This is a genomic window from Chitinophaga sp. 180180018-3, from assembly GCF_037893185.1.
GTDB lineage: Bacteria > Bacteroidota > Bacteroidia > Chitinophagales > Chitinophagaceae > Chitinophaga.
This window is the reverse complement of record NZ_CP140772.1, coordinates 1,242,687-1,267,613: the sequence shown is the minus strand read 5'-3', so window position 1 is coordinate 1,267,613 and position 24,927 is coordinate 1,242,687. Positions and strand designations below refer to the sequence as shown.

22 protein-coding genes are annotated in these 24,927 nt (G+C 42.1%); 4 read left to right on the top strand and 18 right to left on the bottom strand.

The window, feature by feature from the left end; all coding sequences use genetic code 11:
• Nucleotides 1–12 precede the first annotated feature (12 nt).
• The 15 genes from UNH61_RS05060 to UNH61_RS04990 all read right to left on the bottom strand — a co-directional run bounded on the left by UNH61_RS05060 (nucleotide 13) and on the right by UNH61_RS04990 (nucleotide 19,065).
• A complete protein-coding gene (locus UNH61_RS05060; RefSeq protein ID WP_326991038.1) occupies nucleotides 13–1,074 on the bottom strand; it encodes an efflux RND transporter periplasmic adaptor subunit in 1,062 nt (353 codons plus the stop codon).
• A 540-nt stretch (nucleotides 1,075–1,614) separates the two neighbouring features.
• A complete protein-coding gene (locus UNH61_RS05055; RefSeq protein ID WP_326991036.1) occupies nucleotides 1,615–2,745 on the bottom strand; it encodes an efflux RND transporter periplasmic adaptor subunit in 1,131 nt (376 codons plus the stop codon).
• 13 nt (nucleotides 2,746–2,758) lie between these two features.
• Entirely contained in the window at nucleotides 2,759–7,096 is a 4,338-nt protein-coding gene (locus UNH61_RS05050) for a CusA/CzcA family heavy metal efflux RND transporter (protein ID WP_326991035.1), read from the bottom strand.
• 158 nt (nucleotides 7,097–7,254) lie between these two features.
• Nucleotides 7,255–7,635: a hypothetical protein gene (locus UNH61_RS05045; protein ID WP_326991034.1), complete on the bottom strand. Its 381-nt coding sequence runs from the start codon at nucleotides 7,633–7,635 to the stop codon at nucleotides 7,255–7,257.
• A 136-nt stretch (nucleotides 7,636–7,771) separates the two neighbouring features.
• On the bottom strand, nucleotides 7,772–8,335 hold the full coding sequence (locus UNH61_RS05040; RefSeq protein ID WP_326991033.1) for an AraC family transcriptional regulator: 564 nt from the start codon (nucleotides 8,333–8,335) through the stop codon (nucleotides 7,772–7,774).
• 138 nt (nucleotides 8,336–8,473) lie between these two features.
• Nucleotides 8,474–8,686 (bottom strand): heavy-metal-associated domain-containing protein, encoded by a 213-nt coding sequence (locus UNH61_RS05035; RefSeq protein WP_326991032.1) that lies wholly within the window; start codon nucleotides 8,684–8,686, stop codon nucleotides 8,474–8,476.
• Nucleotides 8,687–8,793: 107 nt separating this feature from the next.
• Complete coding sequence (locus UNH61_RS05030; RefSeq protein WP_326991031.1) at nucleotides 8,794–9,843, bottom strand: iron-sulfur cluster-binding domain-containing protein; 1,050 nt, start codon at nucleotides 9,841–9,843, stop codon at nucleotides 8,794–8,796.
• A 29-nt stretch (nucleotides 9,844–9,872) separates the two neighbouring features.
• Complete coding sequence (locus UNH61_RS05025; RefSeq protein WP_326991030.1) at nucleotides 9,873–12,143, bottom strand: heavy metal translocating P-type ATPase; 2,271 nt, start codon at nucleotides 12,141–12,143, stop codon at nucleotides 9,873–9,875.
• A 78-nt stretch (nucleotides 12,144–12,221) separates the two neighbouring features.
• Nucleotides 12,222–12,809, bottom strand: coding sequence for an AraC family transcriptional regulator (locus UNH61_RS05020; protein ID WP_326991029.1), 588 nt, complete (start codon nucleotides 12,807–12,809; stop codon nucleotides 12,222–12,224).
• Nucleotides 12,810–12,899: 90 nt separating this feature from the next.
• Nucleotides 12,900–13,463 (bottom strand): AraC family transcriptional regulator, encoded by a 564-nt coding sequence (locus tag UNH61_RS05015; protein ID WP_326991028.1) that lies wholly within the window; start codon nucleotides 13,461–13,463, stop codon nucleotides 12,900–12,902.
• A 177-nt stretch (nucleotides 13,464–13,640) separates the two neighbouring features.
• Nucleotides 13,641–14,492: a hypothetical protein gene (locus UNH61_RS05010; RefSeq protein WP_326991027.1), complete on the bottom strand. Its 852-nt coding sequence runs from the start codon at nucleotides 14,490–14,492 to the stop codon at nucleotides 13,641–13,643.
• Between the two features lie 268 nt (nucleotides 14,493–14,760).
• The gene (locus UNH61_RS05005) at nucleotides 14,761–17,337 is read right to left on the bottom strand and encodes a multicopper oxidase domain-containing protein (protein ID WP_326991026.1); all 2,577 of its coding nucleotides are present in this window, start codon (nucleotides 17,335–17,337) and stop codon (nucleotides 14,761–14,763) included.
• A gap of 94 nt (nucleotides 17,338–17,431) precedes the next feature.
• Nucleotides 17,432–17,896, bottom strand: coding sequence for a heme-binding domain-containing protein (locus UNH61_RS05000; RefSeq protein WP_326991025.1), 465 nt, complete (start codon nucleotides 17,894–17,896; stop codon nucleotides 17,432–17,434).
• A gap of 9 nt (nucleotides 17,897–17,905) precedes the next feature.
• On the bottom strand, nucleotides 17,906–18,502 hold the full coding sequence (locus UNH61_RS04995) for a DUF3347 domain-containing protein (RefSeq protein WP_326991024.1): 597 nt from the start codon (nucleotides 18,500–18,502) through the stop codon (nucleotides 17,906–17,908).
• Between the two features lie 29 nt (nucleotides 18,503–18,531).
• On the bottom strand, nucleotides 18,532–19,065 hold the full coding sequence (locus UNH61_RS04990; protein ID WP_326991023.1) for a DUF3347 domain-containing protein: 534 nt from the start codon (nucleotides 19,063–19,065) through the stop codon (nucleotides 18,532–18,534).
• A gap of 1,127 nt (nucleotides 19,066–20,192) precedes the next feature.
• Between UNH61_RS04990 and UNH61_RS04985 the strand changes: the two genes are divergently transcribed.
• Nucleotides 20,193–20,648 carry a phage integrase SAM-like domain-containing protein gene (locus tag UNH61_RS04985; RefSeq protein ID WP_326991021.1) on the top strand — a complete coding sequence of 152 codons (456 nt, stop codon included), beginning with the start codon at nucleotides 20,193–20,195 and terminating at the stop codon, nucleotides 20,646–20,648.
• A 102-nt stretch (nucleotides 20,649–20,750) separates the two neighbouring features.
• A complete protein-coding gene (locus UNH61_RS04980; protein WP_326991020.1) occupies nucleotides 20,751–21,296 on the top strand; it encodes a site-specific integrase in 546 nt (181 codons plus the stop codon).
• A gap of 370 nt (nucleotides 21,297–21,666) precedes the next feature.
• Here the strand turns inward: UNH61_RS04980 and UNH61_RS04975 are convergent, their stop codons facing one another.
• The 3 genes from UNH61_RS04975 to UNH61_RS04965 are packed head-to-tail and all read right to left on the bottom strand — an operon-like array spanning nucleotide 21,667 to nucleotide 22,885.
• On the bottom strand, nucleotides 21,667–21,987 hold the full coding sequence (locus tag UNH61_RS04975; RefSeq protein WP_326991019.1) for a hypothetical protein: 321 nt from the start codon (nucleotides 21,985–21,987) through the stop codon (nucleotides 21,667–21,669).
• Between the two features lie 36 nt (nucleotides 21,988–22,023).
• Entirely contained in the window at nucleotides 22,024–22,536 is a 513-nt protein-coding gene (locus UNH61_RS04970; protein ID WP_326991018.1) for a hypothetical protein, read from the bottom strand.
• Nucleotides 22,529–22,885 carry a hypothetical protein gene (locus tag UNH61_RS04965; protein WP_326991017.1) on the bottom strand — a complete coding sequence of 119 codons (357 nt, stop codon included), beginning with the start codon at nucleotides 22,883–22,885 and terminating at the stop codon, nucleotides 22,529–22,531. Before UNH61_RS04965 ends, UNH61_RS04970 begins: the two co-directional genes overlap by 8 nt.
• A gap of 291 nt (nucleotides 22,886–23,176) precedes the next feature.
• Here UNH61_RS04965 and UNH61_RS04960 point away from each other — a divergent pair, with 291 nt between their 5' ends.
• Nucleotides 23,177–23,779 carry a sigma-70 family RNA polymerase sigma factor gene (locus UNH61_RS04960; protein ID WP_326991016.1) on the top strand — a complete coding sequence of 201 codons (603 nt, stop codon included), beginning with the start codon at nucleotides 23,177–23,179 and terminating at the stop codon, nucleotides 23,777–23,779.
• Nucleotides 23,780–23,901: 122 nt separating this feature from the next.
• Nucleotides 23,902–24,912, top strand: a complete 1,011-nt coding sequence (locus tag UNH61_RS04955) for a FecR family protein (protein WP_326991015.1) — start codon at nucleotides 23,902–23,904, stop codon at nucleotides 24,910–24,912.
• Nucleotides 24,913–24,927 lie beyond the last annotated feature (15 nt).

Sequence of the window (24,927 nt, the reverse complement as noted above, 5' to 3'; positions counted from 1 at the left end):
TAATTTGAAGTCTTATTTTGATGCAACCGCTTGTACCGGCGCACCGTCTCCAAGCCTGAGAATATTAGAGACGATAATGCTATCGCCATCCTGTAAGCCGGAGGTAATGACGGCATGCGATTCAGTCCTGCTTCCGATAGCCACCGGTGACATCTTTGCTATTCCGCCTTTCAGCACAAAAACGGCATATCCTTGACCGCCGGGTATCAGCGCTTCAGTTGGTACAGTAATACCTTTAGCGTCAGGATCTGCTGTTGAAAAGAAAATCCTTGCAGACAATCCTGCTTTGAGCTTGCCACCGGGATTGGCGGCCACCGCCTGCACCAGGATACTCCTGTTGTCCGCATTAACGCCGGGCTCTGTTGCCTTGATGGTGGCAGAATGTTTTTCCTGTGAAAGCCCTGTAGTGAATGCTACCTGGTTGCCTGTTCCGATCAACGGCAGGTACTTCTCCGGTACGGCGAAATTGATCTTGATCTGTCCCAGATCCTGTAGGCTTACCAATTCCGCATTTGGAGTAACATAGGCGCCCGCAACCAGTTGAGATATCCCGATCCTGCCTGCAAACGGTGCGTGGATAGCAGTTTTAGCAAGTTCGGCTTGAAGCAGTTCCTTTTGCGCCTGCAGCATATTCAGTTTGGTAGCTACCTCATCGTACTCCTGCTGTTTCACTGCTTCGGTTTTCAGTAGGTCGGCCAGCCTTCGTTCATTGAGGCCCGCCAGCTCCAGCTCTGCGGAAAGCTGTTTCAACCTGGCTTGCAGTTCGGCATCATTTAATTTGTATAATAACTGTCCTTCAGCAACCTGGGTTCCGTCATGAAAGCCGACTTGAAGGATGCGTTGGGACACTTCACTCCTGATCATCACCTCCCGGAAAGAGACAGTAGTGCCAGTGATGCTCTCCAGCTGGTTCAGGGTTTCCTCCTTTGCAAGCACAATATCAACGGGAAGTGCAGGCGACGGCGCTGCTTCCGCTGCTTTCTTCGATGCAGATTTTCCGTTGCTGCATGCAGCCAAAAGGCTTGCTGAAACAGCCAGTGGTAGCAGGATCGGGTAAATAGATATTCGCAACATAACATTGTGATTAATGTGAATTTTTTTGTTCCTAATTGATCACAAATGTAGATGCGGCTCTAGTCCCGTCTATTATACTATAAGCACAAAGGTTTGTAAGATTTTATACTGGTTGGATGTTCACTCGATAGGAAAGGGAAATTATGACCTGTTAGAAGCCAATTTCTGAACAGTAAAAAGGGAAAAACTGTTTGCAATGACAATAAGTTTATTATTAAAACCCATTCATAACTATGGGTGATGTTCAATCAGTCTGGAATAGTGGACCATATAAAGCACAACATAAGCAACAAGCAGGAGTGCCATAATCACCGTTGCGATGATCATGAAAATATCCTTGTTAGACAGTTTTTTTCTACGGGGCTTGGCACTGCTTTTTTGCCCGGTGGAAGCCTTGTTTTTGTGCATCTGGCTATTGATTAGACTATGATAAAATATTATGGTCATATTGGTATAACCTTATCAAAATCTGATAACCCGGATGGAAAGCCAAACATTAACTACTCCATCCGGGAAACAAATACTGCTTGTAGTATCAGATTATTCCTCTTCCGTATTCTTAACTTTCATTAACAGGGAATAGGCTCCTTTGGTGACAAACTGTTTTTGCAGTAAATTATTAGCACCATCCACTACAATCTCAATAAATCCGTTTTCATGATTGCCTGTTTTTACCGGCGTCATTTCAAAGATGTTTTGCTCTCGTTTGCAGAAAACAAATTCCTTGCTCTCATAGCGTACTACTGCATCTTCCGGCAATGACCAGGTGCTGTCGTTCGCTGCTTCTACTTCACCATTCATAAAAGTCCCTGGAATAAGCACCTTGTCATACTGTTCAAAATGACAATGGACCTGTACACTTCTTTCCGGAGAAAGATCTTTACCGATCAAAATGATTTTACATAGATATTTCTTATCAGGCTCTGCATTGGTATAAGCAGTAACTATTTGGCCAACAGATAGCTTGTTTACATCCTTCTCAAATACCGTTAGCGCCAGATGAATATCAGCCGGATTTACAATCTCAAACAACACATCGGAAGGATTCACGAACTTTCCGATATTCACATTTACCTTCGATACAAAACCGTTTATGGGCGAGTAGATGCTCACGCTTTTAGAAATACTGTTTTCACTGAGATGTGAAGTATTGATGCCGATCAGCTGCAATTTTTCTGATAATGATTTATTCAAAATCCGCTGACTTCTGAATTCCGCCTCCGTTTGCTCAAACATTTTATCGCTGGTAGCTTTGGTTTTATTCAACTCCCGTTGCCGGTTATACTCTTTTTCCAGATAATCCAATTTAGCGGATGATGTCAGATAGTCCTGCTGCAGCTGGATGAATTGCTGATCTTCCATAACCCCGATCACCGCCCCTTTATTCACATGCATGCCGGGTAAAAGATTAGTGGACTTCAGGAAGCCTCCCAATGGAAAACTGATGCTCACCATATTCTGCGGAGGAACATCAATTTGACCGTTCACCTTAATAACCGATGCAATGCGGCGTTTTTCCATACCCGCAATAACAACGCCTGAATTTTTCATCTGGTCCGCGGTTAATTCTACGAGTCCTTCCTTTTTGGAAGACGGAACTTTTTCATCTTGTTTTGGACCACTGCCGCAGGAAACCAGTAACGCGCATATAGCAATAACAAATTGTTTCATGTATCCCAAAAATTTACCTGTTTAATAAAGTATTGATGTCGATAACAGCCTGGTTAAGATTATTCACAGCATCCAGGTATTCATTCTTCAGGGTGAAAGCCTGATTGTTGAGCATTACCCAGTCGAGGTAGTTGATATCCCCGCCGATAAATTGCTGCTGCGCAGTTGTAATAATTGTTTCAGCATTTGGCAAGCCTGTTTGCTCATAATAATCCACCGCCTGTATCGCCTTGTCGATTTGTTTTACGGCTTCCTCGTATTGCAATCTGAGTTGCTGAAGGCCCGACTGATAGTTGTTCTCTGCCAGTTCCTGATTAATCTTTTGTGCACCGATTTTCGCTTTCTGTGCCCCGAAAAAAAGCGGAATACCTACACCCACCTGAGCAGCCTGAAAGCGCGTACTACCGGTATATTCTTTATCGTCAGCACCCATGCCACGCATAGACATATTATTGTAAGTAACAACAAGATCTGGCAGCAGACGTGATTTTTCCAGCTTATACCTCGACTGACTGGTTTGCTGTTGCTGCGCTAACAGCTGTGCATAAGGATGTTTTGAAAGCGCCGTAGAATCAATAGCAGCAGGCATCAACATTTTCAGCGGATCATTAGCTGGTTCAATATCTGAGGTAGTATTCAGCAGTACTTTCAACCTGGCCTGCAAAATGCTGTAATCCTGTTGCAGCAGCTTCAATTGCTGAGCAATCTGACCGCGTTGCGTTTCCGCCGTAGTTTTTTCCAACAGGTTACTTTCCCCCAGCTTAAAACGTTGTGAGGCTTTGTCCAGGAACATGGCATAAATACTATCTGTATACAGAAGCAGTTCCTTTTTACCACGCAGGTATATCATTTGGTAATACACCAATGTCACCTGTTTTTTTAATTCAGTTTGTTTCAGCACCACATTCAGCGCTCCTTCCTTCCATTCGTCCTGTAGGAGGCTTTTCTGTCGGTTATAGATAACCGGGAATTTTATAGTTTGAGAGATACTAAAGCGGTTATCATTGTAAGCACTGTTGATCTTGCCGTATTCCCCGCTTATCATCGTCTGGTTTACGTCCCAGCCTGCTTGTTTTAACTTTTCCAGATAGTTCGCATTCAATTGCTGATTACGCATGGTCAGGTTATTCGCTAATGCTGTATCAATCGCAGCGTTAAGTGTAATGGGTTGTTGGGCGTGCGTATTGGGAGCCAGCAGTAAAAAGACCGGCAACAACAGCATAACAGCGCTCTTCGGTAGTTTTGAAAGGCGACTTTTCTCGAAAATTATGTATAGGGCTGGTAATACAAACAAAGTCAGTAAGGTAGCTACTACTAATCCTCCGATCACTACAGTAGCCAGAGGCCGCTGTACTTCAGCGCCGGCTCCTGTACTCAATGCCATCGGCAGAAAGCCAAGAGAAGCCACAGAAGCTGTCATCAACACAGGCCGGAGGCGTACACTGGAACCCTTTAGCACAATATCCCGGACATCGTTTAGCCCTTCTTTCTGCAGCCTGTTGAATTCCGCGATCAATACAATGCCGTTGAGTACTGCCACGCCAAACAAGGCAATAAAACCAATACCCGCAGAGATACTGAAGGGCAAACCACGGATGGCCAGCGCAAAAATCCCACCTATGGCCGACAATGGTATGGCCGAATAGATCAGTAAACCCTGACGCACGCTGCTGAAAGCAAAATATAGCATAAAAAATATCAGCAACAGTGCCACAGGTACAGCAATACTCAACCGCTTTTTGGCAGCCTCCAGATTTTCAAAAGCACCACCATAGGTCACATAGTAACCTGGCGGTAGCTTGATCTTAGCCCCTACCTTCTGCTGCAATTCTTCTACAATCGACTGTACATCACGGCCACGGACATTAAAACCAACAACAATGCGGCGCTGGGCATCTTCCCGCTGTATCTGGTTGGGACCTTCTTCTATTGATACTTTTGCTACGAGGTACAGGGGGATCTGTTCGCCACGTTGCGTAGGGATCAGTAGGTTTTGCACATCAGACAGCTGCCGGCGTTGTTGCCCACTCAGACGGGCTACCAGATCAAAACGTTTTTCTCCTTCATAAACAAGCCCGCTGCTTTGGCCGGCGAAGGCTGTATTCACAATACGGTTAATTTCTGTGATGTTCAGGCCATACTGTGCAATAGCGTCGCGGTTGTATTCAATCACGATTTGCGGCATGCCGGTTACTGCTTCCACATACAGGTCAGTGGCGCCTTTAACCGAACCCACTACAGCACCGAAACGATTAGCCAAAACAGCAAGACTATCCAGGTTTTCGCCATATATTTTGCAGACTACATCCTGTCGTGCGCCGGTCATTAATTCATTGAAGCGCATCTGTACCGGATACTGAAACCCGAAGGTCACACCTGGCACTGCCTCCAGTTCTTTGGACATCTTTTCTGTCAGTTCATCAAAGGTTTTGGCAGAAGTCCATTCTTTTTTATCTTTCAGAATTACCATCATATCACTGGCATCAATCGGCATAGGGTCAGTAGGAATTTCACTGCTACCGGTTTTGCCGACCACTTTTTCCACTTCCGGGAATTTAGTTAGCAGGATCTTCGCACCCTGTGAAACTGCTGTGATGGATGTATTTAGATTGCTACCGGTAAGTACGCGCGTTTCCACAGCGAAGTCGCCCTCTTCCAGCCGGGGAATAAATTCACCTCCCAGCTGACTGAGTACCACCAGCGCTATCATCAGCAAACCCAACGCAGTGCTGATCAATACTTTTGGGAAGCCTAAAACCTGGTCTAGCAGCTTGCTGTAACGATGTTGCAGTTTTTCCATCATCCTGTCGGACCATGATGGTTTGGAAGGGATCTTTTTACTAAGCACCAAGGCGCTCATCATTGGCACATAGGTCAAAGAAAGAAGGAATGCACCAAAAAGCGCAAAAGCTACCGTTTGCGCCATCGGCTTGAACATTTTCCCTTCCACGCCGGCCAGTGCAAAAATTGGCAGGTAAACGATCAGGATGATTAATTCTCCAAACACCGCTGCATTACGCATTCTTCCAGAAGTTTCCAATACCAGGTCGTCCATTTCCCGCTGCGTGATAAGAGACTTATTATGATGATGCAACCGGAACATACAGGCCTCTACGATGATCAGCGTACCATCAACGATCAGCCCAAAATCCAGCGCACCAAGGCTCATCAGGTTACCACTTACCCCAAAAGTGTTCATCATGATCACGGCTACCAGCATGGCCAGTGGAATAACCGATGCTACCAAAAGGCCGGCCCGGAAATTTCCAAGAAATAGTACCAGCACAAACACCACTATCAGCGCACCTTCCAACAGGTTCCTTTCCACGGTGCCGATAGCATTGTTCACCATTTTTGTCCTATCCAGAAAAGCATCAATCATCACACCTTCCGGCAATGTTTTCTGAATCTGGTCAATCCGGTTCTTAATATTTTTGATCACCTCATTACTATTAGCACCTTTCAGCATCATGACCACGGCGCCAGATACTTCCCGTTCACCGTTGTACGTCATGGCTCCATAACGGGTGGCATATCCAAGCCGCACTTGCCCAACATCCCTGATTAACAGGGGTGTTCCGTTAGCCGTATTTTTTACCACAATTTTTCGGATATCATCATCCGTACCTACCAGTCCTTCACTGCGGATAAAAAGCACGGTAGGCCCTTTTTCAATATAAGCACCTCCCGTATTCTGGTTGTTGGTCTGTAAAGCATTGAATACATCATTGATGGTGATCCCATAGGCTTTGAGCTTGGCCGGCTCAACAGCTATCTCATACTGTTTCAGGAATCCACCAAAGCTGCTGACATCCGCCACGCCTTTTACACCCAGCAACTGCCGCCGTACGATCCAGTCCTGTATTGTACGCAGCTCCATAGCAGAATAGCGCTCCTCATAACCCTTCTTAGGTCTCACCACATACTGGTAGATTTCTCCCAACCCTGTAGTTACAGGAGCCAGTTTGGGTATGCCAAAACCAGTTGGTATCTGGCTTTGCACTTCCTGCAGCCGTTCAGTCACCTGTTGTCGGGCCCAGTAAACGTCTACAATATCATCAAAGACAATTGTAACAACAGACAATCCAAAGCGGGAAAAACTTCTGATCTTATTTAGGCCGGGAATATTGCTGTTGGCCTGTTCTATGGGGAACGATATTAGCCGTTCCACATCAGGAGCGCCTAGTGAAGGCGCTACGGTAATTATCTGTACCTGGTTGTCCGTAATATCAGGTACAGCATCAATGGGCAATTTGGTAACCTCATAAATACCATATCCAATAAGGCCCAATATCAGTAAACCCACAATAAGTTTATTGCGGATCGAAAATTCAATGATCTTATTCAACATATCGAATAATTATAATACCGTTGTACCAGGCAGTGGTAACAGGTATAAAAAAACCATAACAATAAAAAGATAGTAAAATCGCCACCGGAAGCGGTTAGAGACAAGAGGGAAGGTAGAGATGACCTATTAAACCTTCCGTAAGAAGAAATCCGGTGAAATCAGATAATGGAAATTGGGGGTGCTCTTAGCGCAGAAAAAGAAAATTGCTGTCGTGGTGGTGGAAATTCCCGCAACTGTTGGTAGCTTGATTTCAATACCGGGTAGCAGATAATATCTGGCAAGCTAACAAGATGCGGTACTACAACGTAATGCAGATCAGTAAGAGGGGGATCGATATGTCCAACCGGATCGGTGGTAAAGCAGTGATCAATCAGGTTCAACGCAAAGAGGCCATGTTTTTTATGGTTCTCATGGTCTTCTTCATCGTGGTGACTGAATGAATTGCTAGCGAAGTGATCATGATCGTGAAAAACGAGGCTATGCGCAGTAATCACTATTACAGCAATCATCAACCATATTTTACCGATCCTGGAACTCATGGAGTAAAGATAGATATTCTTTTAAGAAATCCTAAAGATGGGCAAAGAATCTGTCCTGACACATCACCCTATCACTAACAATGAAGTATTATTGTATATTTTGATAATATGTTATAAGCATGAGAATATACGATAGTTATATTCTATCGAGCGACTTCCGCCTTTCGCAATCAAGCTGTTTATACATGCTTGGAGGCAATCCCGCAACCTTTTTAAATTGGTTGCTCAGGTAAGACACACTGGAATAGTTAAGACAATTGGCAATTTCGCTTAGGGTAAGTTCATCATAATCCAACAACTCCTTGACCCGCTCTATCTTCTGGGAGATGTAGTACTTTTCGATTGTTTGGCCTGTTATTTCAGAAAATAGGCCGGATAGATAATTGTAAACGCAATTCAGATCGTTGCTTAGGATGTCTGAAAGATTACTATTGATCTCTTCCTGCTGATAATGGACGAGGTTAATTATAATATGCTTTATCCTTTCCGCTATCCGTGTTTTCTCATCATCTATCACTTCAAAGCCAAAGGATATCAGGATTTCTTTTAACTGATTTTTTTGTTCCGCTGTTATTTGGGTTGCAAAAATCAATTCTCCAAGAGAGACTTTTTGTAGCCCCAGATTCAGTTTTTCAACATTTTGCGTAACAATAATAATACAACGGTGGCAGACCATATTTTTTACGCTAACTATTTCCATATTTTCAAAAATAAAAGCCTGGTTATATTGAATAGATAGAAACTAGATTCTGGTTTTATGACCACCTAAATAACGTACTATTGAAATATAATAAAGAAGGCCATACGGACTTTACTTGTCGTATGGCCTTTGATTTGTCTATGCTATTGCTTCCGCTTTATAGCCTGCCTTTTCGATAGCCTGCTGTATTTGCTCTTTTCCTGCCTTATCTGTAGAAACTACTAATAACTTATCCGGGCTCTGAAGATCTACTTCCCAATTATCCTGACCCGCTACCTCATTTAATACAGGAGTAACGGCGGCGATGCAACCTGAGCATTTAATGTTTGTTTTGAACTGTACTGTTTCCATGATTTATTTCTTTAAAAGTTAATTATCTGATTGATGATGTAAAATTAACTGGTTGTGTTAGTATCGTTGTTATACTATAGTTGTTATGTTTTATATAATTATCCGGTTTATCCTATTTCCACGGTGACGTCGGCTGTAAGGGGAAAACTCTGGCATAGCAAAATCATTCCATCATCGATGTCCGACGGTCTTAATGCATAGTTGTTACGCATTTTTACTTTGCCAGCTGTGAGTTTTGCTGTACAAATTCCGCAGGTACCGCCTTTACAGGAATAGGGAAGCGGTATTTTATCTTCCAGCGCAGCTTCCAGGATAGTTTTACCTACACTCACATCTAACAAATTGGATTGTTCATAGAAATGCAGTAATACCTCCTGCGGCGTCTGTGGCAATACTTCATCTTCCTTGATTGGCTCAGGAGAAAACCATTCCATAAAGATATTGCTGGCCGGCACCTGCCAGGTTTCCAGCATCTCATGGTGCATTTTCATCAATCCGGCAGGGCCGCAAATAAAATAATGAACATCCTCTTGGGGTTTTTCAATCCCTTGTTTAATAAGTTTGCGGGTAACCAGTTTATTCAGTCGTCCTTTGATAAAGTTTCCTGCATCCTCACCTTCATGGGCGGAAAACGCATAATGAACATTAATTCTTCCGCGATAATTTTCCTGCCAGGATGCAATGTCCTTTCTAAAGATGCTGTCATTTTGTGTCCGGTTCGCGTAAATCAGCGTAACATTGGTTTCCGGAGAATGGCCAACCACGGATCTTGCAATACTATACAATGGTGTAATGCCACTTCCACCCGCCAGCAGTACGATATGTTTTGCCGAATAGGTTGCTTCAGTGGGAGCAAATGAGCCATAGGGGCCAGAAATCTGCCAATCTTTTATTGCTGCGGCATGCGTAATGATATAATTACTCATAATTCCGCCGGCCACTGCTTTTACAGTGATGGCCGGCTGATGATCTATACCCGGTACAGAACTTAAAGAATAGGACCTGGTGACGGCCTGGTCATTGATAATTAAAGTAAGATTGATAAATTGTCCGGGCTTGTATATAAAAGGCTGACCGTCTGTATTAAACTTAATGGTTACTGCCGATGCAGTTTCCGGAATAATACAGGCTGCTCGCCAGATCTGAACATTGTTCATACTTATTGATTTCTTTTTAATCGGTTTCGTTATAACTTCGCCGCTTTCAAACGCAGACTGTTGCTGACAACGCTTACAGAACTGAGGGCCATAGCGGCGCCTGCGATCATTGGATCCAACAAAAATCCGTTGATGGGAAACAAAATACCTGCAGCAATCGGGATACCGATGATATTGTAGATAAATGCCCAGAAAAGGTTCTGTTTAATGGTGCTGACAGTTTTCCTGGAAAGTTTTAATGCTTTGGGAATACTGTTCAGATCAGAGGTGATCAAAGTCATTTTTGCAACATCCATCGCAATGTCAGAACCTTTGCCCATTGCAATGCTAACATCTGCCTGGGCCAGTGCCTGGGAATCGTTAATACCATCTCCAACCATTGCTACCACTTTGCCGGTCTTCTGTAGCTCTTTTACAAAGTCTGCTTTATGAGATGGAAGGACTTCGGCTTTAAATTGTTTTAAGCCTACTTTTTTGGCTACTGCGGCAGCAGTATGCGCATTATCACCTGTAAGCATATATACTTCGATGCCGTCTTTCTGCAATGCAGTGATGGCTTCGCTGGAGGTTTGTTTTATTTTATCAGCAATCGCGATGACTGCCAGCAGCTGCCGTGATGATGCAAAATAGATCACTGTCTTAGCCTCTTCCTGTAAGTTTTCCGCCTGTGCGGCCAGTTGCGGATCAATAACGATGTGGTTTGTATCCATTAATTTCCTGTTACCAACCAAATACATCTCATGTTCATAGCCCCCCTGGATACCTTGACCAGTAAGGCTCTCAAAGCCAGTCAGTTTTACGGCTCCAGCGCCGCCGTCTTTAAGGTGATTGACTACCGCTTCAGCCAGGGGATGTTCAGATTGCTGTTCAAGGGAATACAATACTGATTCCAGTGTTGCCTGGTTGTCGGTCTGTGCATGCCATACCATATCGGTCACCACTGGTTTACCTTCTGTGATAGTGCCTGTTTTATCGAGGATAATAGCATTTACTTTATGGGCGAGTTCCAGGCTTTCAGCGTCTTTAATAAGGATATTATTTTCGGCACCCTTACCTACGCCCACCATGATAGCTGTAGGCGTTGCCAGTCCCAGGGCACAAGGGCATGCAATCACTAAAACGGTCACCGAAGTAAGCAGTGCATGCGTAAAGGCATTATCACCGCCAAAGACCATCCAGGAAAAGAAGGTGAGGATAGCGATACCAATCACCACCGGTACGAAGATACCGGCAATCTTATCTACCAGTTTTTGCACCGGTGCTTTACTACCTTGTGCTTCCTGCACCATTTTGATGATCTGGGCCAGGAGCGTATTAGCGCCTACTTTTTCTGCTCTGAACCGAAAACTGCCTTTCTGGTTAATAGTACCTGCAAAAACAGCATCCCCATTACTTTTGGCGATAGGTACGGGTTCACCGGTAATCATACTTTCATCTACATAAGAAGTTCCGTCTTCAACAGTTCCATCTACGGGAATCTTTTCTCCCGGTTTTACCAGCAGTAGGTCCTGCACTTTAACCTGGGAGATGGGAATTTCCTGGGTGTTGCCAGATTCGTCTACCAGCAGCACGGTTTTCGGCTGAAGACCGATGAGCTTCTTAATAGCGGAGGACGTATTGGATTTAGCCTTTTCTTCCAGCAGTTTACCTAAAGAGATGAATGCAATCACTACCGCGGCTGCCTCAAAATAAACGTGCGCATGCAATCCGCGCTGATGCCAGAATTCAGGATAGATGGTATTAAAAGCACTGAACAGCCAGGCAATGCCCGTGCTAAGTGCTACCAGGGTATCCATATTGGCCTTGTGGTGTTTTGCCTGCTTCCAGGCATTGATGAAGAAATTCCGGCCCAAGAAAAATACTACAGGAGTGGCCAGCACCATCATAATCCAATTACCGTAAGGCATATTCATGAAAAACATACCAATAATAACAATAGGCAACGATAATACAGATGCCCAAATGGTACGTTGTTTCACTTCCCGGTAGTGCCGTTGCTGGGCTTCTTCCTTTACTTCATCCTGATTTTCTTTATCGATCACCAGGTCGTAACCAACAGAACGGACGCTGCTCTGGAGCATTTCAGGGGTTACCGTAGCATGATTGTATTGTACCCAGGCGGTTTGATTGGCAAAATTAACCCCGGCATCTTCTACGCCGGGAACCGATTTTAACATGGATTCAACGCTAACGGCGCAGGCTGCGCAAGTCATTTCCAATACAGGAAAGGTATCTTTTGTTGAGTTGCTTTTGTGTTTACTGATGGCTGGCGTTTCCTGATGTAATATAGCTGATGACATAAAATACTCATTTTATGCAAAGCTACTCCGTCGTCGGGGCACAGGCGTTACACTATTCACCCTAAATTGTATATAATTTTAAGGCAGGCGCTCTGCTTTATGCGACAGAGCTTCCTTCGACTTTCTGATTTCTTTAAAATGGGAGGTATTGAGACCGGTTTGGTCTTTAAATTGCCGGGAAAGATGGGCGCCGCTGCTATAGCCCAGCTTAAAAGCAATATCCGAAAGGGTTTCATCTGTATATACCAGTAATTCCTTTACTTTTTCGGTACGATATTCCATGATATATTTCTCTAATGTAACACCTTCGGATTCTGAGAAGACACTGCTAACATCATTATAATCTTTATTCAAGGTGGTTGATACAAGGTCCGAGAACCGGAAACCGTCCCCGAAATCATATGATCCCGAATAAACCTTATCAACCAGCGATTTGACATCTCTTACCAGTTTGGTCTTTTTATCTTCTAATAGGGTGAATCCCAGTGGGCTTAGCTTTTTCCGGATGGCTTCAATGTCTGGTTCTGACAAAGCAGAAACAGTGGTAATCTCTCCAAGAGTGATACCGGTTACCGGTATTTGCAGATCATGAAGTGCTTCTCTGACAGTAAGGATACATCTGTCGCAAACCATTCCTTTAATGAATATCTTATAGCTACTTAGCATAATATAGAATTTGGGCTCATGCAAAGTTCAGATATTACATTTTAAACGGCGTTATACAATTCAGGGAAATGTTTATATAATTTTATGCTACTAAACCTTATCCAATGGTTTCCGGTGATTTTCTTCCAACTGCTTAAACTGAGATGCGGTAAGCCCTGTAACTTTCTTAAACTGCTGCGAAAGGTGCTGAACACTGCTATACCCCAGCTTGTCGGAAATTTCGCTTAGGCTCAGTTCATCATACCTCAGCAATTCCTTTACCCGTTCTATCCGCTGAAGAATAATATAAGTTTCAATTGTAATGCCTTCTACAGCAGAAAATAGTCCGGTAAGATAATGATAGTCCAACTTTATTTTATCTGCCAATATTACAGATGCTTTTTGTGTGAGTGAAATAGTATCACCACTATGAATAAGTTGGATAATTAAATTCTTGATTTTTTCTACGATGGTGCTTTTCTTATCATCAAGAAGCTCGAAGCCAAGTGTATTAAGCTGTTCTTTCAATGCTTCTAGTTTCCAGGCAGGAGGTAGTCCTGAAAGTTCTGCTTCTCCAAGTTGAATATTGACGTAAGGTAGATCCAGTTTATCCAGTTGCTGCCGTACAACCAGGATACAACGGTCACAAACCATATTCTTTATATATAAATTCATATTAAGGTCGTTTACAAAGAGATTATCGTGGTCTTGAAATAATAAAATACGGCCTAAATGAAACGGCCTGGATCAGCCAGAACTAAATTTTCTTCCCAGTTAAAAACAATTTCGGCTTCACATCTTATGAATAAGCGATTATTATTTATAGCTTGTTCTCGCGGCATATTAGCTTTATTATTGTTCAAAGTTAAGGGCAACCGACAGGCTTTTGAATTTAATTTCCGATTTTTCTAGCACCTCATGTATGGCATGATGAGCAATTGCACCTTTTTTTGCAAGCTGTTGCAATTCATCTCCATATGTTCTTAGTTCCCTACTTAAAACTTTTATGTTTCCTTTTTGATCCGTTTTAAGTAATAATGATAAATCTTCTATTTGAAGGCAATTATTAGAAATATAGCTTGACAATTTACCCACACGGGCAAAGTCATTTTTCTTCATAGCAATGTGAATACTATCTATGTATAAACTTATTTTTTTCTTACTTTCTGCAATTAGTACGTTAACTTCTGTATAAGGTGCAGAAGGGTTTATAGGCTCCTTTGCTACTGATTCCTGTACTGGCGCAGATTGTTTTGCCGGTGCTTTTTGTTCTTCGCTTTGCAGCGATTTCGAATAAATGGTCTTTAATAATTCCCGGAATTGCATGTGTGCTGCTTTCATGCTGTTAAACGCAGCACCCATCTGTTTGTCGTTATCAAATACGCGTCCTTTATTAGTAAGATTTCCAAAATTATCTACATCATTAATGTAAGTAGAAATAACGCTTGCTATTGCCCCTCGTTCAGGTTCTGCCATTGTATTCAATGTTCTATTGATTGAAACAAGTTCATTTTTCAACCCGGTAGCAAGTTTGCCCATATCTCTATGCTTATCTTTTTTCAAGTCGTTTTCTACCTGTGATATCAGTTTATCGAGCACCCCGGCGTTTTTGTTCATGCTTAGTAATGCGGATCTTAGATTATCCTGGCTATTTGCAATCAAAGAATATGCGATCATCATTACTATAAGTGCTATTTTCTGCATTGTTATTTTTTTAATGTAAAAAAATCGGATTACAATGAGGCCGCTAATTTAAAACTAAGACTAAGAACTAAATACGAGTACATATATCAAATATATCGACCCCAATTTTAAAGCTATGTTAGAAAATAGGAGGCGCGAATTTACCACTTAATACCGGCAAGAATATTCTTGCCGGTTGTACACTTTAATCATGAATTATATTTAGATGCTATGCTTAGGAACGACTTACTATAAGTGGCTTCGATTACTTGTTTGCCTTAACATTTGTTTAATAGCTTAAAGTAATACCAGCGCCTAATCCCATGTCACTATCAAAATGTGTGGAAAGGTTAAAGTATTTAGTTACGATATACCGGAAACCAAACATATATTCCTTATCAGTATTAGCCATAAAATTAAACCGTAAACGCTTAGTGATGCCAATATCCTCTCTTTTCAATTGAAAACGTAATTTTCCTTCACTGTCTATAGATGCATCAGCTATTATTAACATAGGTAGTGTGTATTCAACCCCAGCATGGATTACCTGCCTGAAATTTTTTGTATTGGTTTGACCAAATAGGTTTTTCCTGGGGCCAAGTAATTGCCCAAACATATTTTTTTCAAAGGGGTTGTCTAAAATTCGTTTACGAAAATCCCATCCAATGTAGGGGAACAGCCATTGCATTCTTCCGAAGTATCTTCCGAAATGGCTTTCACTTTCATATCCATGGTGCATATTTAAGCCTACACGCCATTCTGTCTGCAACCGGTAACGGGTATTGCCAAACATTAACTCACCATCACTACCATTGCTTTCAAGGCCGACACGTGCCATTGTGTGTGGCATCCTGTCATCCCAGAATAATTTGCGTTGTGCCAGTTTTGGATTGGGTATTTCAGGGTTTGGAGGCGAATTTTCATAACTGAAAACCCTACCCATGCCACTCATCATGTGATACAAAATATGACAATGGAAAAACCAATCACCGCTTTCAGTGGCTGCAAATTCTATAGTATCCCTCTCCATTGGCATGATGTCTATTACATTTTTCATGGGAGCATATTCACCCTCTCCATTCAGCACCCTGAAATCGTGGCCATGCAAGTGCATAGGGTGCCGCATCATACTATTATTAAAAAGAATAATTCTCAGGTTTTCGCCTTTTTTGATAAGAATCTTATCAGATTCTGAAACGGTTTTATTATCCAATGTCCACACGTAGCGGTTCATATTTCCAGTCAGGTCAAATTTTAATACCCTTAAAGGACCGGCTGGCAAAGTTGTTTTTTCAGGTGAACGCAACATACCATAGTTAAGCGTTACAATATCTGTATTATTATTAGCCATATCCATTCCTGGCATACTCTTGTTGCCTTGATTCATCTGCATTTGTTTGCTGTCACCTATTTTCCTGCTGGTGTCCATCTTCATCTCCGGATTATTGCCCTTTTTAATAGTATCTATTGGATTCTCAGGGCCTGTTATTTCCGGGTACATTACGGTGTTCATATCCATGGTCTGATTGCGCATTTCCATACCTTCCATTTCTATCATATTTCCCTTCATGTCCATCATGTCGTTCATCATTTTCATGCCGGCAAAATATTTCAGCTTTGGCAACCTGGTTGCAGACACTTTTTCTCCGCTACCTAACCATAAAGAGGCTGACTTAGTACGATCTTCAGGGGTAGCCAAAAATTCATAACTCTTATTTTCCGGAATAGTTACAACAACATCGTAAGTTTCTGAAACGGCTATAATCAGTCTGTCAACTTCTACAGGTTCTACATCGTTACCATCGGTAGCAACTACCGTTATTTTACCACCTGAATAGGTGAGCCAAAAATAAGAAGATGCGCCACCATTGGCTATACGTAACCTTACTTTGTCTCCCGCTTTAAATTGAGGTTGCTCATTTTGATTTTTTCCGTTTATCAAAAATTTGTCATAATACACATCGCTTACATCCATAGCCGTCATACGCTTCCATTCATTGGTAACCTTAGTTTTGAAATGCCCTGTTTTTATAGCCTCTGCATAGCTCTGTGTAGTCCCTTTTTTAATGGCAAACCAATCGGTGGCATTATGCAGGTTGCGATTAACCTGTCTGGGCTTCATATCTGTCCAATCGCTTAACACAACAGCAATGGTAGGTATGTCCCATTCTTTCCTTTTATTCATTATAAAAGCACCATACATACCTATTTGTTCCTGCAATTCTGTATGGCTATGGTACCAATGCGTACCATGTTGGATAATGGGAAATTTATATAAATGGGTTGTATGGGCTTTTATAGGCATTTGAGTAAGATTAGGTACGCCATCGTATTGATTAGGCAAAAAGAGGCCATGCCAATGCAATGAAGTTTCTTCGTCTAATTCATTGTGTACCCAAATCTCCGCTGTATCTCCTTCGGTAAAAGTAAGTGTGGGCATGGGAATTTGTCCATTTACCGCAATGGCTCGTTTTGCCTTTTTTCCGAACGTTACAATGGTATCTCTTATATATAAATCATAGCGAACAGTATGCGGGGGTGTATTGTTGACAATCGTTTTTATGGGATCTGATTTTTCTTTTGGCATATCCATATCGTCCATTTGCATTTGCCCCATCTTTTTAGAGGTGTCTTTCATGGGCATTTGCATCTTATGATCGATAATTGTTGGTGCTACAATAGTTTTTGATTTTTCTTTCACCAATTTCATTCCGCATTTTGGACAGTTGCCGGGCTTGTTCATTCGCACCTCTGGGTGCATAACACAAGTATATATTGTGGGTTGCACCTGTTTTCTACTGTCCTGTTGTGCCCAGCCAAACGACCATGCAAAAAACAATAAGGTTGTTACTATTATGTTTTTCATTTTTATATTTTTCTATTGGCAACATTTTTTCTTCCTGACGAAAATAGCTTTCAGAATGCGAACTATTACTTTGCCAATGCGATTAAATATTATTTTAATTTTTGGATGCGAGACTGTCCCTTGTTTTATTTGCCCAATCTATAATTAACGATTTATCATTGTCTGTTAGTCGCGCATTTTTGTGAATGAGAGTATAAGATGATATAGGCATAATGCCGTCCTTAATACTGTTCTGTATTGACCGTAGCTTACTCATCTGCCTTCTTAAAGAATAAGCACCAAACTCGCTGAAGTTGAGATTTTCTTTGCCATTTTTTATATGTCTGGCCAACATCCATCCAACTGGTTGTATGTTTACGTACCATGGATAGTTGGTATTATTGCTATGGCAGTCATAGCAAGCGGTCGTCAAAATATCCCTCACGCTATCAGGAACCGTATAAGTTTTCAAAATATCTGTTGGTAATGCCTGCCCGTTTTGGTTACGGGCAGGCTGTATAAATTGAATAGCGATAAATGCAATAAGTACCCCTATCAATACTTTTTTAATGCGGCTCATGTTGGACGTTTATTTAAGTTCTTCCTTTAGCCTACCACACGTTGTCATTTTTTTTCCTAAATATGGATTCTTGATTTCCTTAGTTTCACTAAGCCATGTTGCACCCTTTCCATCGTTATACATAGGGCAAAAATCCTGGTATAATGGCTGTCCTGCACCAAATGTTTTAACTAGTTCATATAGATCTTTACTTAGCATATCAAAATGTTCCCGTTGGTGCGGAATGTTACTGGCATTTTTGCCAATATGCTCAGCATGTTCCCTGGCGTCATCTTCTACATCTTCATACGCCTTTTTTTGTTCAGTGGTTAATGCAGATTTATTGAATTTTTGAAATGCCTCCACCATTGAATTGCCTGCTACTGCGGCGGCATCACCATTATCATTAGCTAAGGCATTTTTCATACTAAGGTATCCGGCAACAATTCCTTTTATGGAAGGAGTTGCCTTTGCATCAGGGGCGGGTGTTGATACTGCGGCAGTATTTGCCTGACCCGTTCCTTGTGTTGTATCACTGTTATTGTTCGGTGGCTTATTGCCACTATTGCAGGCCGCAAATGAAATTGCAACTAAAGCTATTGCTATTACAATGGTTGTATTTTTCATATAAAATGATTTGTTTTTAAGAGAAATATTCAATACTTCAGAGTTTCAGTTACCTTACCACAGTTTAGCATCTGTTTACCGAAATACGGGTTTTTAATAGCAGATTCACTACTTAACCAATATGCTTTCTTCATTGGGCAATATTCCTGGTAAACCGGGTTGTCCGATAATTTTGCAGCTTTGGCAAGTTTATAGAAGTTATCGGAAAGTGATTTGAAATGTTCTCTTTGGTGGTCGATTTCCTTCGTTTCTGAAATATGTTTTGCATCAAAGACCAGTTTTTCTTGTAAAGGCATAAAAGCGTTCATATCCGCTGATGAAAGGGCTTTCATATCAATGCCATTAATTGCCTTTACAAATTCACTCGCTTTGGCGGCTGCTGTATTGGCATCGCTGTTCACCAAAGCATTTTTAACATCATAATACAGGTTAAGCAATTGTGATAAAGGTGATTGACGAGTGTTATCAATGACTGTTACATTATTAACAGCTTTGCTATAACCCATTTCTACAGAAAAGGTAAGACCAGCAATGATTATTGCTGAAAAAAGTAGCTTTTTCATTTTAATTGATTTAGTGTTTAAACAAATAGAAATAACTTATGTTTTCAATACCTGAAAGGAATTGCATAAGTAATGGAGGCAATTTTTAATTGCTATTTACAAAAAATCAAATTTGGAAGGACCGAATGGACACACGTATGTCCGGAGTTTTTGGAGTGTAGTGTCGAATTACCCGAAATTGCTGGTTGACTATTGCAAAGGGAGAAGAATAAGATAAATAAAAGGTATGTAGGAATACGAATGTAACGGGGAGTTGAATTCCTGTTTCTACAGACTGGATAAGGAGCTTATCTAATTGAGAAAATTTAACCACGTTCTTATTGCAGCAGTCATCATCATCATGGGTTCCTTTTTTATCGGACACTTCATTATGATGATGGTGCTTTATGGATTCATTATGATTATGATTAAATTCCGTACCCACAGCACAGGCAAACCCTACCATAGTATTTAAGATAAATACCAACAGTAAGAAAGCTGCTTTTAATTGTATGGTTCTTTTTCTTTTCATGTAACCTGATACAAAAGTATCGATATTCTATCTAATAACAAATACCTATCCAATTCCAAAGATAGGGTTATTCCAATCTAAGGAGATTATATAATATTGGGAAGGATTTATATAATTATAAGCTATCCTGGCTATTTCTATTATACGACCTTAGTAATCAGTAATCGGAAGGCAACAGAGGGGCTGTCAAATCACGTTATACAAACCATCTGCAGCCATAACAGTAAGGCGAGCTGGAATAGCTTTTTTCCTCTAGCTAATTTAGTGTTAATGTTTTAGAATTGATTTTTAGTAGTTAGGAAACTTTTCATATTTTTACAATGATAGGGAGGAAGATGGAATCGTGAGAAAGCGCCGAAAGAAAAGACTATTTGATTTGACACAAATTTGACACAATTTTCTTGCAACATATTGTAAACCAGAATGTTGAGAATCCAGTTCTGGGCACACAAGAGGCTTGTAAGTAATTGACTTACAAGCCTTTTTTCATTTAGTCAAGTGTCGTTTTTAACGGTTTTTTACCGCTTTTCCTCGCATGTGTAGATACCGTACATGTCATGACTGGCAAGGCATATAGATTGATCGCTGTTTGTTTCACTCGTGAAAATTGTGCTGTATGAATATACTGGAGAGATTGAGCAAGAAAGGCGATAAGATCACTTTCTACTATGACTACGGGCGAAAAAAAGGACCGAGACCCAGTACCGGAATTTATATCTATACCCATCCTAAAAGCCGGGAGGAAAGAATCCATAACAAACAGGCCCGCGCCTTAATAGATGTAAAGAAAAGTGAAAAGACTATTGAGCAACAGTCTATCGGATCAGCATATATCCCACCCCATAAATTCAAACCGAACTTCCTGGATTATTATGAAGATTATGTAGAGCGAAACAAACGAGACGGGAACAGGCATTTGTCCAATAGCTTTACACAGTTTAAGCAGTTTCTGAAAAAAGATTTTATTTCTCCCATCGAGGTTAGAGAGAACTTATGCAAAGAATTTCGGCGGTACTTATTAGATAAATATACCGGAGAGACACCCGGCGACTATTATACCCGCTTCAAATGAGTACTCGATGCAGCTACCAACGATGGATACTATATTAAAAGTCCATCTGAAGACGTTGCTGCAAAATCAAATCCCAGCTCTCAGCTGAAAGAACTCCTGGAAGTGGAAGAATACTTACAGCTTCTGGCAACTCCTTGTCTTAATCAGGAGGTACAAGAAGCGTTTATACTTTCCTGTTACACAGGACTTCGTTGGTGCGATGTAAAAACACTTTCCTGGGAGCAGATAAGGGGTGCTACTTTGGTTACCAGAATAATCCAGGCTAAGACTGGGCAACCCGTCACCCTGACCTTACCCCCTATTGCTCGCGCAATGCTGGAAAAGAGGAAAAAGCTACTCGGCTTACAGCACAATGAGAACACTCTGGTATTTAGCCTCCCAAGTGCCGATGGCGCAAATAAGATACTCCTGCAATGGGTTAAAGCAGCAGGGATTAACAAGCATATTACCTGGTCTTGTGCAAGGTTAAGTTTTTCCATCCTGCTTCAGGATAAACTGGTTGATGATGCTACAGTAGCCTATCTCTTGGGGCATACAACGACTGACCAGGTAAAAAAAACCTACAAACGTCACCGTCCGAAAGACCAGTCGGCAATAATCGGAAATTTACCCAGCCCGGAGTTGCTACCGTATTTTTTTCAACTTTAAACCACCAGCAGCGGCTATATATAGGGCGATAGCTCCCCTGACATCATTTTGTTCAACTGCTCTCGCTCGAAATAGCCGCTTGCATTTTTGTAAACTCCAAACTCCTCGCACCTCTTGGCAAACTGCGTACGACCGAGGTCACAGTAAATAAGCGCCTCTTCCGGTTTGAGAAACGGCTTGAAACAAAGTGCTATAGCCCGCATTACCACATTTTCATCACACTTAATCATAGCAACACATTTTTCTAATAAGATAAAGCCCGCTAGGCGGGCCTTATCATTCATGGAATTATCCCCATCTGCAAACCCTATCGCTGACAGCGGTACTCCTACCAATCTGTTTCCTTTTCAGGCTTGCAATACCATAAATACTACAGATAATTGAAGCCCTGTCCGTGAGAAGTCTCAAAATCCGCCATATAAACAATGCTGCCTAATATCGGATGATAAGAAGCGATGTATTTCACATATCCCTGATCATTTAAATCGCGCATACACCGATGATAGGTAGATCGGCTTATCTTAGCCAGTTCCAATATTTCCGGACGATGTATGGAAATAGGATCTTCAAAATCATTTTGATTCCATAGCTGAAATAAAGCCAGGTATAAACTAAGATGAGTAGACCCTATCCGGTTATCGTTTTTTACCGCTTCAAAAACGGCGGTAAGCCTTTCTCTTGCTTTTTCCATAAGTCACAGATTCAATGTCACAAAGCATTTTTAAAATCAGGGAACAGATTGTCCTCTATTATTTTTAAGCGCCTTATCGTCTTTCGCTACACTCTGATCGGGTGCCTGATCATTATTGTATTTTTGTTGTGCAGCCTCTTTCAACGCCTCTACAGTCGTCTGTTGCAGATTTTCCTTATATACTCGCATCGTATCGTGCTGAGGAAGAGCCGAAATGAAAAACCGGTTTTCATTTACACTAACTATCTGGCGATTCCCGCGTTCCAACGAGGCATGTAGACTCTGTGCATCCTCCGGATTTTTGAGCTGGTCGATGTCATATCTGCCGGTCACAGTTTGAACATCGTATCCTTTAACGGTAACCAACGGGGGATTACCGTGTTTATCAATTTGCTTAAAATCCTGGTAGGCCCATTCGTTTGTATACTTATTGACCAGAAACGAACGACCCTGCATTGCGTTGTAAAGATTTTTTATAGTGAACCGGGCTGAATCTTTATCGATTTCAAATGCTTGTTTTTGAATCTCACCAACTTTGGGTTTAGCCAAGCTCAATCCGATTGAGGAATACCCAATCACTATCGGGCCTATTAGACTTATTATAATGGAAAGACGATACACATAAATCTTCACCAAATTTTTTGGTATGATAAAGTGTACTTTGTTTCTGCCCTTTTTCCAGCATTATTTTTAAGGCATCGTTGAGATCATCCCCAACACCCCGGCTCCTTAAATCGTTCTTATGATATTCATACACCTTTTCATTCATGGCACTTTCATTTTCATGGTGTAAATAAATTGGGGCTACGTCCCTGAAACCTCTTCTAAGGAAACTATAATTATCAAGGTCATTGACAACAATCGGTTTACAGGGGTTAGGGGTGTCGTGTTTGAACATTTCCCGGGATTGGGACAGGATGAGAAAGGCGTGTGGCCGGCTCCGTATGGAATGAGGGTTGCATGGTTCAAGGATCCGGATCAAAATATATTGTCGTTGACCCAATTTAAATGATAGGTTAAATAGAAATTATTAGCAGGGAAACATAGACATATGTTTGTGCAATTTCTTCCCTGCGGGACGCATTTTTGCCGTTAATTTGCAATTAAATTATCTATTTTACAGCCATTGCCGGTATAGCAAACCAGGGACTGATTACATTTCGTTTATCTACAAATTAGAATCTCTTTTTTGGAACCAGTATTAAGAACAGCGGATGATGTTGAGGTATGGCGCCACTTTATAAAAGGTAGCAATCTCCACTTTGAAGAGCTTTACCGTCGTTATATGCCCCTGCTCTATGATTATGGCGTTAAACTGTTCAGGGAACAGCTGAATGTGGAAGATGCGGTGCATGATTTCTTTATCCATCTTTCCCAGCGCAACAGGCGGCTGCAGGTGCCTGTGTCTGTGAGGGCTTATCTGTTGACGGCATTCCGGAATTTCTCGTTAAAGCAGCTACGGCGTAACAGCCGTATGCTGGTGCAGGATCTGGACGCACAACATTTCGAACTTTCATTCCTGTATACGGAAGCCGCAGATGCGGTAATATCGCACAGGGAAGCTTTCACCCAAGTAAACCAGGCCATTGCCGGGCTTCCTCCCAGGCAAAAGGAAATCATCTATCTGAAATTTTTTCACGAATTGTCCAATACGGAAATAGCCGCCGTTATGAAAATTGAGCCCTCCTCCGTATACAAGTTGTTTTACAAGGCAATGGACGGTCTGCGGGCAAAGCTTGATAAACTGCCGGTAGCAGTGTTGCTGGTATTGTTGCAGGGAATGGGGAAATAATTGTTTGTTGATATTTATCTAATTAATCGCTGATTTATTGAAGGTTGACTAAATGTTGTCATTGCGGGGGCAAGGGAGGGATAATTTATCTCCATTATTGGGTCTAGCTGTTAAAAGACAATATGAACCGGGCATTGTCGGATTACAAGGATTTCGGGATAACAGATTTTCTGGCGGATGATTTTTTCATCGCCTCCATGCGCAGGCCTGGTGATAGCACAGCTGAATTCTGGGATGCTTACTGCAGCGTGTATCCCGGGCAACGGGAAACGTTTGAGAAAGCCCGTCACCTGGTACTTTTCATGAAGGTGCAGCCTCATTTCCCGGAACAGGAGCAGGTGAACCGTGTATGGGACAGTATCGCCCGCCGCCGGCGCAGTCAGCGTACAGTGAAGATCCTGAAATTATGGAGTGTCGGCGCGGCCGCGGCCTGTTTGCTGGTATTGCTGCTGTTATCGGGACTGTTCCGGCAGCCCCCCGTAAAAACTTACCTGCTGGTGCAGGCGGGCGCAGGAAAAATCACTTCGCACCTGCTGCCCGATGGCAGCACCGCATTGCTTACCGCCCATTCTTCTATATCGTATGACTCCTCGGACTTCACCCGGCACCGGGTGCTGCAGTCAAACGGAGAAGTGTATTTTGAGGTGCAGCATTCGCACCGCGGAACGCCTTTCACGGTATTGGCCGGCAGGGAAAAAATAGAGGTGCTGGGAACGGCTTTCCTTATCAACAACCGCAGCGATACTATAACGGTGGCGTTGTCGAACGGACGGGTAAGGTTCCATTACGGGCAAAACGGACATATTGATCTTCTTCCGCAGGACGTATATGCTTATGCGCCTGGTGGGGCAAAGCCTGTAAAGCTGACGCTGACGGCAGACGCCCTTACGCAATGGAAAGAAAGGGAATGGGCATTCAATAGCACGCCGTTGAAGGAAATCATGGATATCCTGCACACTTATTACGGATATAAAATAGCAGTAGAGGATACTGCACTGCTGCAGCATCGGTACAACGGCCACGCGGCTACCAGCGATATCAGCGGGCTGATAGAAAAACTGAGACTGATTTATGATCTGAATATAACAACCAAAAATGATAGCTTAATACTAAAAGCAGGAAAGCAGTTTTAAACTTTATTCAACCAG